The following is a 13802-nucleotide window of genomic DNA, read 5'->3' as shown; positions in this document are numbered from 1 at the left end:
TGGCGGTAACACTACAAATCCACACGATCACATAACGACATCACGGATGGAGGCTCACGTAGGCACTCTCAGGGGCTCGAGGGCGGCTAGGACGAGGTCGAGGCCGAAGCTGAACTCCTCCGCCGGGTCGTAGCCGGCAGCGGCGAGCACCGCGGCGGACTCGTTGAGGTAGGGGAACTCGTCAGGAGGAAGCTGGGGCAGGAAGACGTCCTCGGCCATGTCCGCGAACTCATCGGGGGTGTCGAACGGCAGGCTGGCTTCCTGCAGGGCGAAACCGTATACATAGCTGTCGAGCAACCAGTTGGCGTGCGTCGCCATCAAGACCGGGAAGCCGGCCCTCCGCAGGCAGGCGGTGACCGCTTCGCGGTGGCGGAGGTTCGCGGGCCCCGGAGATGTCCGCGACTCCATCAGGCCGATCGCCCACGGGTGGCGTGCGAGAACCTGTCGGGTGGATACCGCCCGACGTCGCATCGCTGACTGCCAGTCGGTCTCTTCAGGCGGGAGCTCGATCTCCTCGAACACGACGTCGATCATGGCGTCCAGCAACTCTTCCTTGCTCGCTACGTAGTAGTAGAGCGACATCGCGCCCGCGCCGAGCGCGCCGGCCAGCCGGCGCATGCTCAGCCCGTCGACCCCCTCGCGGTCGGCGAGCCGGACCGCCTCGACCACCACCCGTTGCTTGCTCAGCGCCGCGTCTGACGTCACCTGGCGTTGTTCCCTCGCAGACACGGGTCTCCTCTCGCTCGCTCGAGCGGCTTGACAATCGTCCAGCGCACGGTCATGGTACAGCGTACGTCCGTAGTACGGTGTACGAAGTACGGTGTACGAACCAGCCGGAGGCGTAGCTCGAACGCGAGGAGGCTTCTGTGGGAATCGAACAGCGATCGAGTGCCGGAGCACGCCTGGTGCCGGGAGCGAGTCCGGCCGGGGCGACGACGATGCGGGCCGCCGACCAGCACCGTTACGGCCTGCCCTCAGCGCTCGAGTCGTCCGAGGTCCGGGCTACCGCTGCCCGGTCGAGGCGATGTGCTCGTCCAGATGGGCGCGGCCTCGGTACATCCCTGCCGCCAGCCCGGCGGAGGGACCGCTCCTCTCGAAAGAAGAACCGATGACCATCCGAACGAGAACCCCGAACCTGCTCGACAACCCGCCGGTCCCCGTGCACACCAAGCTCGCCGCCGCATGGACCAGCTTCATGTTCCTCTACATCTACGTCGACTACTTCCACCTCCACAAGCCCGGCGTCATCGACAACCTCCGCGCCGGCGTCGTCTTTGAGTTCGACATCAGCCCGACGTTGTTGACCTTGATGCTCGCGTCCGTGGCGATCCCGGCCCTGATGGTGATGATCTCCATGACGCTGCCCGCCCGGGTGAACCGCGCCACGAACCTCGTCGTTGCATCGCTCTACATCCCCTACTCGGTGTTCAACGCGGTCGGGGAGTCCTGGGAGTGGGCCCCCTTCTACGGCCTCTCCATCGGAATCGAGGTGCTGCTCCTGGCCTTCATCCTGCGCTCCGCCTGGACATGGCCTCGAACCCCCGCCGTCCCAGCCGGTCCCGCGACGACCGACCTTCGACAGGACCTTCGACAGTAGGTGTCCGTGTAAAGCCCTACGTCGTGAAGCCCGCCGCCGCGGGCACCGGGCCGACCGTGACCAGCTCAGTCGCGGTATACGCAGAGAACCTGCTCACGAGCGGTCCGGTGTCCGCGCCAGCCGCGCCCGTAGGCCGAACGGCGGCTGACCGACCAGCAGACCTCATCCAACCAACCGCAACGACGAAAGGGGAATTAGCTCGCTTGACGCACTCTTAGCGGTCCTAACAGAATGATCTTTGTCGTGCTTCGATCTCTCGCTGTGGCCGAGAGAGGAGCACGGGTGGCCAAGCCGAAGCCGTAACTAGCTCGCGCGAGGGAGGCGATTCACCCTCACAGGTGATCAATCGTCCTCGAGGCCGGTAGAAGGTACAGGCATGGCGATGAAACTCTTGCATGCGGCCCCGGCCACCAGCGACACCGCACAACCTGCCCCACGCTGGGCGCTCCGTATCGCCTACGCGCTTCCCTGGCTGCTGCTCCCCACGTGCCTGTGGAGGTTGCCGTTTGCCTTTCACTTCGACATGGGCCAGCTCAACGACGCGCCTGTGTCACCGTTGTGGATAAGCATCCCCTATGTCTTCGGGCTCAGCGTGCTCACCGAGTTGGCGGCGCTGCTCAGCATCGGTCTGGTGCGCGGCTGGGGCGAGGTGGTCCCGAACTGGATCCCGGTCATCGGCGGCAGACGTGTGCCGCCCATGGCAGCGGTCGTCCCTGCCACGGCCGGTGGGCTGCTCTTGACCGCGGTCTCGGTCTGGATGGTGCTCTCCTGGGTCGGCGTCTCCGACAGCATTGCGTACGAGAATGGCTGGTGGCAGGCGCTGGCGATGGTGTCCATCACCCCAACGGCGCTGTGGGGCCCGATATTGCTCGCCCTGGCCTACTCCTACCAGCTGCGCCGCCGCCCCGCCCGCGGTTAAGAGGTCCTAACAGAATGATCTTTGTTGTGCTTTGATCTCTCGCTGTCGCCGAGAGAGGAGCACGGGTGGCCAAGCCGAAGCCGTGGGAGGTCAGTGACGAGCCGCTGTTGCCCCAGCGTCAGCGGCGTTTCCGCCATCCAGGGCGCAAGCGGCTGGATGACCGGCTGGCCTTGCAGGGCATCTTGTTCGTGCTGCATACCGGCATCGCTTGGGAACACCTGCCGCAGGAGCTGGGTTACGGCTCGGGCATGACCTGCTGGCGGCGCCTGGCCGAGTGGAACACGAACACCGGGATCAAGGCCGTGGCGGCCGGCGCCCACGGCCACACCGAGAACGAACTGCGCTACGTGCGGCGCCGGTATCTGTCGGCGGAGGCCGCCCGCGCCATCGCCGTCCAGATCGCAAACGCCACCTTCGCCGGCCGCAGCGCCGAGCTGTGGGGCCAGGGCTCGACTGCGGTCGCCATTGACTCCACGTACGTGCGCGCCTACGGCCAGAACCTGTTCACTGAGTGGCACTCGCGCTACGGCGGCCGTGGGCTGCTCATCTACTGGCACGTGGAGAAGAAGTCCCTGGCCATCCACTCCCGCTGGTCAACGGCACCGCCTCCAAGGTCGCCGCGATGATCGAGGGCGCGATGCGGCACGGCACCACGATGGATGTCGAGGCCAACTACACGGACTCGCATGACCAGTCGGAAATCGGGTTTGGCATCACGAGGCTGCTGAACTTCGACCTGCTGCCCGCGTATCAAGCGGATCAACAAGGTGAAGCTGTACCGGCCGGTGGCTGGCGAGCCGGACGCCTACCCGCAGCTGACCGGCAGCATGGTCGAGGCCATGCCGGACGGTTCTGTCCGTATCACGACCACGGTGAAACGAACCTGGACGGAAACGACAGCCGGCGCCACGAGTACGGGGACCGGCACAAGCCGGCATCAGCCAATCGGGAACCGTCGACGGGAGCGATGCGACCCTCACCATCATGGTCTTCTACCGCTGCGGCGGCCTGACACTCGTCGAGGTTCTGCTGCCGAGGTACGAGAACTCGAGTGATGGGCGCGATCCCTGCGCCGGGTTCGTCGATCCAGGCGGAATCGTCACCGAGGAGTCCAACACGCCGCCCAGCGGAGGCGGCGTCCCCCCGCCATCGCTGCCCTCTCCGGGAAATCGCTGAAATACTGCCAGCCGCCTGCGTTTGTGTACACCTACTGTGAGGTGATTCAAAGTCTGGGCAGAAAACACTGGTTCATCATGTCGTCGGTCCACTCCAGGTGGCCGCCGGTTTTCAATCCCATCAACACCGGCCTGTTGAAGTACTGGGACATGGATCGCTTCGAGAACTTCATGTACGTCTTCCCGGGAAACCCGGCCGCCTGGGGCAAGAATCAGAAGGTTCCGATCTTCACCAAGGAATTGATCAAGGCGTTCAAGAAGTCGTACATGATCAAGGATTACACGGTCAGGCCGATGGAGATGCGCGCATGGGCGTGCATCGAGCGGGCGGAGAACAACTGGGACAACCATAATCCGACCGTGGTGGCCGACAAGGCCGGCCGGGCCGAGATCTGGATGAAATGCCTGGAGAAGTATCTCAATGACTGCGAAATCGATGCACTGGGTCACGTCATGCGCGGCAAGGTCAAGTTCTCGTTCAAGGTGAAGGACGCAGTCCATTCCGTGAGCGCGACCCATGGCTACACATGCCATACAGATCGGAAGGTCGCCGTCCGCCAGGCCCCGGGAGGTCCGGATGGGAATCATAGGTACGAGGAATTCATAGACGTGAAGAACAGAGGCTGCGTGGTTCAGGATCCCACACTCATCGGAGGCCTGAACTAGAGGTCTCCGAAACTCTCGGAATGCGCAGGACCGATCGGCGCAGGTCGGTCTCGCCGGCCCACGATGACGCCCGTCATCGTGGGCCGTGGCGCCCACTCACCCTCTTGCCGCTGGCGGTTACCGCCCTGGGCTCCACCAGGGCCGGAGAAGACGGCGCGGTAGCGCGTCACACTCGTTCCCACCATGAACGTGATCGCCGTTCCACTCCATCGCCGTAGGGTCCGGTCAGGCGTCGCGGTGGTTGATCGCCAGGGTTGCCGACAGGAGGGACACCACGACGTAGCCCACCAGGATGACGGCGGCCGTTGAGGGACCGAAAGCTCCGGCGTCGGGTACGGCGGCCAGTTGCCTGGCCAGCGACGGAATCGTCAAGGAGCTGATCCAGTCGTTCCACGGAGCCGGGAGGAAGCGCTCGAGCACGGTCGGGGACAGCGGGAGGACGACCAGCGCGATGAGCGCGCCCGGTGTCGACCGCAGGACCGTGGCCAGGCTCAGCCCCATCACCGCGGCGACGGCTGAGCCGGCGCCGGTGGTCAACACCTCGGTCAGAGCCGCATGTTCGGCCAACGAGGCGCCGATCGGACGCCCGGCCACCACCGCCTGTGCGGTGAAGTAGATGGCGAACGCCAGCACCTGGCCCGCGACGACGGCCACGGCGGACACCACAGCGGCCTTGGCCACGAGGAGCGTCCACCGGCTCCGGATCGTGGTCAGCGTGAGTCTGATCATGCCGGTGGCGTACTCGCCGGAGATGGCGAACATGCCCAGCATGCCGAACAGCACAGGCGGAATGTCGGCGCTGAGGCTGAGGCCCGTGCCGACGGGATCGCCGGCGGGGCCGTTGATGTCGAAGTTGCGCGAGATCGAGTACGCGGCGAAGCCCGTGAGCGCAAGAGCCGAGAGCATGGAGGCCAGGACGTAATAGGCGGCTCGGAGCGAGCGTAGCTTGAGCCATTCCGATGCGACGACGTCGATCATTGAGTGATCTCCATGAAGGCTTCCTCCAGTGATGTCCGGCGCGACGCCAGTTCGTGAACGGCACAGCCGTTCGCCAGGGCGATGTCGCCGATGACGGCTGTGGTCAGGCCGGTCACCAGCAATTCCTCTTCGGCCCGCGCGTCCCGCACTGGGCTCGTATCGGCTCCAGCCGCCGCGGGCCGAGCGGGCACCGGCTCCTCACCTGCGTCGGCGTCCTGAGCGGGGCGTATGGTTGCGCCGGCCGCCATGAGCGCCCTGGACAGGCGGGCCGCGTGGGGCGATCGGACCAGCACGCCGCTGTGGAAGCGGGCCAGCAGGTCCGCCGTCGTGGTGTCCTCGATCAGTCGGCCCCGGCCGATGATGACGAGCCGGTCGGCGGTGAGGGACATCTCGGTCATCAGGTGGCTCGACAGCAGGACGGTACGCCCCTCGGCCGCCAGGGATCTGAGCAGTGTCCTGAGCCAGCGGATCCCGTCGGGATCGAGGCCGTTGACCGGCTCGTCCAGAATGAGCACGCCCGGGTCGCCGAGCAGTGCCGCCGCGAGGCCGAGGCGCTGGCGCATCCCCTGGGAGAACCCGGCGATCCGCTTGCGTGCCGCGCCGGCCAGGCCGACCTCCTCCAGCACCTCCACGACCCTGCGGCGCCCGATCCCGCCCGCGTACGCCAGCGCCAAGAGGTGAGCGAACGCGCTGCGCCCGCCCTGCACCTCGGCCGCGTTGAGCATGGCGCCGACCTCTCGCATGGGGTCGCGCAGGTCGTGTTTGCGGACGCCGTTGATCAACGCCTGGCCCGACGTGGGCATGTGGAGGCCGAGGATCATGCGCATGGTGGTGGACTTGCCGGCGCCGTTGTGCCCGAGGAAGCCGGTGACCTGTCCGGGTTTGACGTCGAACGTGAGCCCGGACACCGCACGGGTGGAGCCGTACAGCTTCGTCAGTTCTGTGACCTCGATCATTTCCCCACCTTCTGGATGATCTCGGCCGGGCAGCGCGTGCCCGGCGCGGGCAATTCCCCCGAGGTCAGGTAGGCGTTGACGTGCCGCCGCTGGCAGTTGTTCCTCGCCCACGACGCATGGCCGTCGCCGTGCCACAGGACGCGCGCGGACGGGATCTGCTCGGCCACGTGCGCCTGCCCGAGATAGTTGGTGTTGTTGTCGAGCTCCCCGATCGCGAAGAGGATCGGCGGGGCGTCCTTCACGCGTAACGGGTGCGGCGCCCAGAACGCCCCGCCGCTCCGCCCCCAGCACCGCCCGAGCTCGAAGCGTCCCTCAAGCCAACCGAACCTCGGCGCGATCTCCCGAAGTCTGGCCTCGATGCCCTGGAACTCCTCGTACGTCGGCAGCTTCGGCATGAAGTCGTTGCACAAGGAGTCTTGGCTCACGGACGTGCCACCCTCGTCCGGGAGCAGTTGTTGCAGGAAGTCGCCGGCGTCGCCGTCGAGGGCCTTGCGGATGGCGGTGGCGAGCTGGGGCCAGAGTGCCGGATTCATGCCTTTGATCGCGCCGGCGTACAGCTGCCCCTCGTGCACCGTCCGTCCGGCCGACGCCGGCAGTGGCGCGCGGCGCACCCTGGCAACGAGCTCATCCCATGCCTTGCCGGCGTCCGTGCCTCGGAGGGCGCAGTCGGTGCGGCGGGCGCACCAGTCGCGGAAGCGGGTGAGATGGCGCTCCTGCGTGCGCGCGTAGTTGCGTATCCAGGGCTCGAACTCCTGCTGGGTGTGATCGGCGGTGCCGTCGAAGTACATGCGGCCGACCCGCTGCGGGAACAGCTCCAGATACGCCTGGGCGTAGACGGTCCCGTAGGAGTTGCCCGCGTAAATGAGCTCGTCCTGGCCGAGTGTGGCGCGCAGGGCGTCGATGTCGTGCGCCACGTTCCACGCCGTCATCCCACGCCAGACCGATTTGGCCGCTTTGCGGCAGCTCGCCTGATGGGCCACGTTCTTGGCGGCATGGGTGTCCCAATCCTGCTTCGTCCTGGCCAGGAGCAGTCCGAAGGCGGAGGGCTCGGGCTCCGCGCAGCTCACTCTCTTGCTGCTCGCGGGCTCAGACAGGCCGCGCGGATCGATGGCGATGACGTCGAAGCTCCTCTGCAACTCATCGAGCAGGCCCGGCAGCTCCGGCTGAGCGTCGGCCTGGTTTTTCCGCCTGAGCATCGACGTGCTGGTGCCGGGCCCTCCGAAGTTGATGATCAGAGGCCCGATGCTCTTGCCCGTCGCGGGCAGTTTGGCCACGTGCACCGAGGTTCTGGGCCCGTCCGGGTCGGCCCAGTCCACGGGAACGACCAGCTCGGCGCATCGCAGGCCATCACCACAGTCCTTCCACGCGAGGTCGTGGGCCTGCGCCGAGGCCAGCGCGATGCCACCGAGCGGCACGGCGAGACAGGCCGCCAGGCACAGGGCGATGAGTGTGCGTCGGTTCATGGCGGCAACGATGCTGTAGACCGGTGGACCCCTACATCGGAGCCGGATCCGATCTTTGGGATCGGACCAGGGTCGTACGGTACGGGCATACGCGGGCGGAGTACGACCCTGGTCCGACGGCCCGTGCTCCGATTCGCCTCCGGCCGTTCCTCGATAACGTCGGGATGTGAATCTGCTCGCCCGGCGGCTTCCGCCCTGGCTGCTCATCCTGGCCGACACCGTGGTCGCGGTGCTGCTCGCGCTGGCGTCCACAGCGAGTCCACCGGAGCTGGCCACGAACGCTGTGACCATGGCGCTCTGCTGGCTGCTCGCGGTGCCTGTGGCGGTGCGGCGGGCATGGCCGGAGCCCGCCTACTACGGTGCGCTCCTGATCGGCATCGCCGTGCTCTCGGTACAGGCCAACCGGCTGATGCCGACCGTGGTGGTGGCCCTGGCCATCTACCCGGTGGCGACCGGCCGCCCGGTGTGGCGATCGGCGATCGCCCTGTTGTCGGGTCTGCTCGTCAACGGAGGCTCTCTGCTGGTCTCGATGTTGGGCCCGGCACACCATTCGAACGGCTGGCCCGACCCCGTCTTCATCCTCGGTGCGGCCTGGCTGGCCCTCGCAGCGAGCTGGAGTCTGGGCACGGCGGCGCGTACCCGCCGCGAGTTCGCCGCCCGCGAGGTCAGGAGGCAGGCCGAGCAGGCGGCGGCCGACGAACGCCTGCGGATCGCGCGTGAGCTGCACGACGTCGTCGCCCATTCGATGAGCGTGATCACTGTCAAGGCGGGGGTGGCGGCCAAGGTCCTGGACAAGCATCCGGAGGAAGGGCGCAAAGCGTTGCGGGCCATTGAGGAGATCGGGCGCGGCTCGCTCACGGAGATGCGCCATCTTCTCGGCGTGCTGCGCGCACCCGGCAGCGTGCCCGACAGCACACCGCTCCCCCGGCTCGCCGACCTGCCGTCCTTGGTGCAGCGCGCGGCGGAGGCCGGCGTGCAGGTCGATCTGTCGGTGATCGGAACCGTGCCCGACAGCATGGCACCGGCCGTTCACCGCATCCTCCAGGAAGCGATCACCAACGTCGTCAAGCACGCCGCTCCCGCCCACTGCCAGGCCGGCGTGTCGGTCGCCGACGGGAGGTTACGGATCTCCGTCGTCGATGACGGGCCTGGGCGGCGGGTGCTACCGGGGCGGTCGGGTGGGCACGGGCTGGCGGGAATGCGCGAACGGGCCCTGCTGTACGGCGGCACCTTCGAGGCCGGCCCGCTGCCAGGAAGAGGGTTCGGCGTGCACGCGTCATGGGAGATCCCTTGATCCGCCTGGGAGTTCCCCCCTTCTCGACGGAGGGAGAGGAGGTCCCGGACACGTTCCGGCGAAGCGCGGGCGTGCGCGAACGGCAGGCCGTTCGACAGGGCGCCGCAGTGGTACGGACGGTTGACGTTCCGGCAGAGCGTCGACGTGGTGCGAGTGGTAGCCGCAGATCGGTCATGATGGACGCGATGACGAAGATCACGAGTGTGAGCCGCAGGAAGCGGAGTCAGCGGGTCCGGACAGGGCGTGCGGGGACCGCGCCGGGCCCGGTCGGGGTGGGTGTGGCAGGGGGAGGCTCGTGATCCGGGTGCTCATCGCCGACGATCAGGCGCTCCTGCGCGGCAGTTTCCGCTTGCTGATCGACTCGGAGGACGATCTCACCGTGGTCGGGGAGGCGGGCGACGGGCGGGAGGCGGTGGCGCTCACGCGTACGAAGTCACCCGACGTGGTGCTCATGGACGTCAGAATGCCCGAGATGGACGGCATCACCGCGGCCGGGCAGATCGCCGGGGACACTCGGGTGCTCATCCTGACCACGTTCGACCTCGATGAGTACGTATATTCCGCGCTGCGGGCGGGTGCCAGCGGATTCCTGCTCAAGGACGCGCCTCCGGACGACCTCCTGAAGGCGATCCGAGTGGTGGCGTCGGGTGAGACGCTGCTCGCGCCGACCGTCACCACCCGACTGATCGCGGAGTTCGTACGGCGGCCGGTCCGGCAGCCGTTTCACGGGCTCGACACGTTGACGGACCGGGAGCGCGAGGTGCTCACCCTCGTCGCCCACGGGCTGTCCAACGCCGAGCTCAGCGTGCAGCTCCAGGTGAGTCCCGGGACCGTGAAGACGCATATCGGCCGTCTGCTGGCCAAGCTCAACGCCCGCGACCGCGCCCAGCTCGTCATCGCCGCCTACGAGGCCCGCCTGGTCACGCCGCGTTAGCCGACCGCGCGCCGTGACCGCGGGCGTCGTCAGCGCTCCACCGCGCCGGCCCTCGCACCGGGCATGCGGGGAAGACATCGGGACCGGGCACGCTTGTCGTGGCCCGCGAACCCGGAGGTCCAGGAGGTTGAGGTGGGTGCGGCCGAGCGGGGACAGCCGGGCGGCGTCTCGTCCTTGACCGGATCGCCTTCAGCGCGCAGCCGGTCGACCGCAGCCGACAGATACAGTGGGATGTTCCGGGATGCGAGAGCCGCTCCGCCTGCCGACTCGGTACTGTACCTTCGCATGTCGGACACCGAGCTCGAGATCACCGTAGAACTGGTCCGCGACTTGCTGCAGGAGCAACATCCAGACCTTGCAGGGCTGGCTGTCCGCGAGGTGGCGGGCGGCTGGGGCAACCAGATGTGGCGCCTCGGGGACGAATTGGCCGTGCGCATGCAGCGTATGGACCCCACCCCGGAGCTCCAGCTCAAGGAGCGGCGGTGGCTGCCGGTGCTGGCCCCGCGTCTGCCGCTTCCGGTGCCGACCCCGGTGCGGTTCGGCGAACCGTCCGAGCGTTTCCCCAAGCATTGGACCGTGATGACGTGGGTTCCCGGCGAGCCGCTGGACCACGGCTCGATCAGCCGTGGCGTCCACGCGGCCGACACGCTGGCGGGCTTCCTCCGGGCGCTTCATGTGGAGGCGCCCGCCGAGGCCCCGGGCAGTCCGGACCTCGGCGCTCATCCCAAGAGGTGCACGAGTGGCTTCGAACGGTTCTTGCAGGCCATTGACCCTGACGCCGTCGGTGATGTCGGCGCTGTCCGGGCCGTGTGGGCCGATGCCGTCGCGGCTCCTGAGTGGGAGGGCCCGCCGGTGTGGGTGCACGGCGACCTTCATCCCGCGAATGTCGTCGTCTCGGACGGGACGCTCTCGGGCGTGATCGATTTCGGTGCCCTGTTCGCCGGTGATCCGGCGTGGGACCTCGCCGCCGCGTGGGTGCTGCTCCCCGCGGGCGCGGCCGGACGGTTCTTCGAGGCGTACGCGTACGCGGACGAGGCGGCGATCCGGCGCGCCCGCGGACTGGCCGCCATGAAGAGCCTTTTCCTGATGCTCATGGGGCAGAACGGAGATCGGGGCCTACCCGGCGGGAAACCGAACTGGGGACCTGCGGGCCGGGCGGCACTTGATCGTGTTCTGAAGGGCGTTTGACGCCCACTCCCTGACCGCGCTCGTGGCCGGCGTCGGTGCCGAGGTGACGCTGCTGCCGCCCGTAGGCCGCCGGCGCCACCGGACGCTGGTCGCCGCGCAGTAGCGCTTCGCGCCGTACCGAACCGCCTCAGCAGGGCTGGGCCGGAGGCGCCGACGATGACCGTGGCCATCCAACCGGTCAGCTGGTCGCGCAGCAGCACGCCGGCCACGGCCCCGATGACGACGCGGGTCAGCGCCACCATCGTGTCCGGATACACGTCGATATAGTCGAGCAGCCCCGGCAGTTCGCCCTTGCCGGAGGCGCGAACCAGCTGACGATCTTCCTGCCAGGCGTTCAGCTTCCCCCACAGCGCGACACCTTCGACGATCGCCCCGCCGGCCGCTCCTGCCCCATCGCGACAAACCAGTCCAGCATGGCCCGCCCCATCGTGCCTCGAATTCGGCTCGTTGCGGGGAGTGCCTCATCCGGAAATGCACCCCGGTGGCGTGGCCGGCCAACCGCGACGGGAACGTGTCGCTCGGGCCGAAGACTGAGCAAGAACCGCACTCTGCAGCAGCTTGGCCTGGGGCTTTGGGGCCTGGAGGCAGCCGATCTTCACTCAGTGCCGCGACCGGGCCGGGGCCGGGCGAAGCGGAGGCCATAGAAGTCGTACGGCGGCGAGCACAACCAGCGCTGCCCCCGCCGCGCCGGAGGCGACCGGTACTTCAGCGCCGCGCAACACCTTCAACCGGATGCTCGGCTGCCTGTTCCACTGCCTGCGGAAACACAAGCCGCATGACGAGCTCACCGCCTTCCCACCTCGTCCATCGGTGCGACTCGACCAAGCGTCCTGAGCGCCGGGCTGACGCCGGCCCTCGTCATCAATGCCGGGGCCGACGTGCTGCGGGACGAGGGCGAGGCGTACGCCGCCGCCAGGGTGTCCGGTGGAACCCTGGCGGCGGGGTCATCGGCTTATGGAGCCACGGTCAAGGTGAGGGTGGCTGTGTGGTCGAGGGCGACGCCGTCGCCCAGCACCGTGATCGCATAGGTTCCGGGCACGGTGCTCGCGCCGACCGTGAACGTCAGCGTGGAGGTGGCGCCGGTGGTGATGCTCGCCGGGCTGAAAGAGGCCGTCATGCCCGCCGGAAGCCCCTTGGCCTGCAGCGCGATCTGCTGCGGAGCGCCCGAGACGGTGGCGCTGGTGACGGTGACGCTCACCTGCCGGCCAGGCTGTACGGTCGCCGCAGCGGGGGCGACGTCGACCGAGAACTCGCATGTGTACGGCTCGCCGCCGTGGGCAGGCACGCGGACGGCGTTCCAGGCGGCTTTGACCGTGTTGTACTCCAGGCACGACCCGGGGAACAGAACCAGGGCCGCCTGCATCGAGGCTCGGCGGGCCGCGGTGTGCGACCAACTGGTGGTCTTGCGCAGCAGCGTGCCCATGTAGATCTGGCCGGCCTTGCGCGCGCCGATCCCGACGATGGTGGAGTAGTTGCAGGTCGGGCTGGGCGGCTGGCCGTTGGTCGGGTTGGTGCCCTCGGCCAGGAGGTAGAACCAGTGGTTCTGGACCCCGGCCCCGATCTGGGGAAACATCGGCGGCACCGCGCTGCTGAAGCAGTCGGGGTCACCGGGGATCAGCGACGGCTTGTACATGTAGCGGAGCGGGCCGCTTCCAACGATGTTGTTCTCCTCGCCGACGGTGTAGTCGGGCGGGTCGAAAGCGGCGGGCTGGTTGGCGTACTGCTCGGTCAGCGCGCCGAAGATGTCGCCGGTGGACTCGTTGAGTATGGCCTTCTCGTTGTCGCCGATGTCGAGTCCGGGCGTGGTGGCGAAGACGATGTGGCCGTACTCGTGCGCCACGACGTCCATCGAGGTGAGCTGGCGCTGGTTGTCGGAAGTGTGGCCGAAGGCGACGTAGGAGCCGGTCCAATAGGCGTTGACGTCGTTCAGGCCGACGCGGGCGGGGTAGCCGTCGCCGACGCCGTTGAAGCCGTCGCGTCCCAGCCAGGTCTTGAGCATGTCCCACTCGGTGTCGATCGCGTAGAGCACGTCGACGCAGGCCGTCTCGAAATTGGTGCCGGAGCCGTTGCCCCAGTTGTCGTCGGTCCCGGTGTAGGCCGAGCCGTTCTGGCCGCCGCAGCGCACGCCCCGCCGTACGGGGTCCACCATGGAGAAGGAGGTGCCGGTACCGGTGGTGCCGATGGTGACCGGGTTGCCGTTGTAGTAGCTGTTGCCCACCCCCGCCCTGACCTCGTCGGACTTCAAGGCGACCGCGCCGGTCAGCGCGTCGACGAAGACGTGCAGCTTGCTCTGCCTGCCTCCGACGGTGCCGTGCACGACCACCTCGTAGGCCAGCCGGCCGCGTCCTTGGGCCATGACCACCAGCCTGGGCGTGGTGACCGAGAAGACCTCGGGCAGCTGGCTCCTGGCCACCCGCACCGCGTCGGCGGCGCCGAGCCTGGGTGTGGTGGCCACGTCCAGGGCGCTGTCCTGGGAGACAGACGTGCTCAGGACCTCGCCGTCGGCGGTGCTGACCACGACAAAGTCGCCGCCGTGGACGGGCAGCCCCGCGTACGTGCGGGTGTAGGTCGTGTAGCGCAGGCCGCCCTGCCCTTCGATCAGGCCTTGGCGTACGTACGTGTCCTTGGGCGA

Annotated in this window: 11 protein-coding genes and 2 pseudogenes; 8 read left to right on the top strand and 5 right to left on the bottom strand. The window is 68.0% G+C overall.

The genetic code is table 11. The features are described from left to right. Positions 1-54: 54 nt before the first annotated feature. Entirely contained in the window at positions 55-705 is a 651-nt protein-coding gene (locus IEZ27_RS43755) for a TetR/AcrR family transcriptional regulator C-terminal domain-containing protein (protein ID WP_229824871.1), read from the bottom strand. A 403-nt stretch (positions 706-1108) separates the two neighbouring features. Here IEZ27_RS43755 and IEZ27_RS43750 point away from each other — a divergent pair, with 403 nt between their 5' ends. From IEZ27_RS43750 to IEZ27_RS43730, 5 genes and pseudogenes are all read left to right on the top strand, one after another. Beyond that, positions 1109-1597 (top strand): DUF6326 family protein, encoded by a 489-nt coding sequence (locus IEZ27_RS43750; RefSeq protein WP_189652649.1) that lies wholly within the window; start codon positions 1109-1111, stop codon positions 1595-1597. A 376-nt stretch (positions 1598-1973) separates the two neighbouring features. Next, a complete protein-coding gene (locus IEZ27_RS43745) occupies positions 1974-2516 on the top strand; it encodes a hypothetical protein (RefSeq protein ID WP_189652648.1) in 543 nt (180 codons plus the stop codon). A 107-nt stretch (positions 2517-2623) separates the two neighbouring features. Next, positions 2624-2794, top strand: a pseudogene (locus IEZ27_RS54490) (transposase); the annotation flags it as partial. A gap of 24 nt (positions 2795-2818) precedes the next feature. After that, positions 2819-3528, top strand: a pseudogene (locus tag IEZ27_RS54485) (Tn3 family transposase). Positions 3529-3769: 241 nt separating this feature from the next. After that, positions 3770-4357, top strand: a complete 588-nt coding sequence (locus IEZ27_RS43730) for a hypothetical protein (protein ID WP_189652645.1) — start codon at positions 3770-3772, stop codon at positions 4355-4357. Positions 4358-4582: 225 nt separating this feature from the next. Here IEZ27_RS43730 and IEZ27_RS43725 read toward each other — a convergent pair whose 3' ends face one another. From IEZ27_RS43725 to IEZ27_RS43715, 3 genes are read right to left on the bottom strand one after another with little or no spacing between them, the layout of a single operon-like run. Further along, entirely contained in the window at positions 4583-5335 is a 753-nt protein-coding gene (locus IEZ27_RS43725) for an ABC transporter permease subunit (RefSeq protein WP_189652644.1), read from the bottom strand. Next, complete coding sequence (locus IEZ27_RS43720; RefSeq protein WP_189652643.1) at positions 5332-6291, bottom strand: ATP-binding cassette domain-containing protein; 960 nt, start codon at positions 6289-6291, stop codon at positions 5332-5334. The genes IEZ27_RS43725 and IEZ27_RS43720 overlap by 4 nt, the downstream gene beginning before the upstream one ends. Continuing rightward, positions 6288-7754, bottom strand: a complete 1467-nt coding sequence (locus IEZ27_RS43715; protein WP_189652642.1) for an alpha/beta fold hydrolase — start codon at positions 7752-7754, stop codon at positions 6288-6290. Before IEZ27_RS43715 ends, IEZ27_RS43720 begins: the two co-directional genes overlap by 4 nt. A gap of 166 nt (positions 7755-7920) precedes the next feature. On the opposite strand from IEZ27_RS43715, the gene IEZ27_RS43710 reads away from it, so the two are divergent. The 3 genes from IEZ27_RS43710 to IEZ27_RS43700 all read left to right on the top strand — a co-directional run bounded on the left by IEZ27_RS43710 (position 7921) and on the right by IEZ27_RS43700 (position 11170). Further along, entirely contained in the window at positions 7921-9048 is a 1128-nt protein-coding gene (locus tag IEZ27_RS43710) for a sensor histidine kinase (RefSeq protein ID WP_189652641.1), read from the top strand. A gap of 295 nt (positions 9049-9343) precedes the next feature. Then, positions 9344-9982, top strand: coding sequence for a response regulator (locus IEZ27_RS43705; protein ID WP_189652640.1), 639 nt, complete (start codon positions 9344-9346; stop codon positions 9980-9982). A gap of 285 nt (positions 9983-10267) precedes the next feature. After that, entirely contained in the window at positions 10268-11170 is a 903-nt protein-coding gene (locus IEZ27_RS43700) for an aminoglycoside phosphotransferase family protein (protein WP_189652639.1), read from the top strand. Between the two features lie 952 nt (positions 11171-12122). Here IEZ27_RS43700 and IEZ27_RS43695 read toward each other — a convergent pair. Then, positions 12123-13802, bottom strand: a 1680-nt coding sequence (locus IEZ27_RS43695) for a M4 family metallopeptidase (protein ID WP_189652638.1), incomplete at its 5' end; no start/stop codon positions are given.

The organism is Nonomuraea spiralis (assembly GCF_014648435.1).
Lineage (GTDB): Bacteria > Actinomycetota > Actinomycetes > Streptosporangiales > Streptosporangiaceae > Nonomuraea > Nonomuraea spiralis.
Note: the sequence above shows the minus strand (reverse complement) of the source record. Positions and strands in the feature narration are given on the sequence as shown.